Raw genomic sequence first — 432 nt, 5'->3', positions numbered from 1 at the left:
GAGCGACACCCACGGGTTGTACGACGCCACGCGCGTCGCGTCCGTGCCGGCCGATACCTTGAGCCCCTTGCCGAGCATCTTCGCGACGGGCGGCGTGGCTTCGGCCGCCTGCGCGCCGTAGCGCTCGACGAAGTATTCGCCCTGGTACGCCATCCGGTGCTGCACCGCGACACCGCCGCCGAGCGCGGCGATCCGGTCCATCGATTTCTCGGAGATCGTTTCCGCGTGATCGAAGAACCAGTTCAGCCCTTCGAGCGGGATGTCCTTGTTGACCTTCTCGAACACGTCGAGCGCGCGGCTGATCGTTTCGTCGTAGGTCGCGTGCATGCGCCACGGCCAGCGGTTCTGCGCGAGCACGCGCACGACGCCTTCGAGATCGTCCTCCATCTGCGCCGGCAGATCGGGACGCGCGACGCGGAAGTCCTCGAAATC

Annotated in this window: 1 protein-coding gene; it reads right to left on the bottom strand. The window is 66.9% G+C overall.

Translation table 11 applies throughout. The features are described from left to right. Positions 1-432, bottom strand: a 432-nt coding sequence (locus tag ACV22V_RS32585; protein WP_448016845.1) for an amidohydrolase family protein, incomplete at both ends; no start/stop codon positions are given.

It is taken from the genome of Burkholderia sp. AW33-5 (genome assembly GCF_053427615.1).
This window is presented reverse-complemented; position numbering and strand designations above follow the sequence as displayed.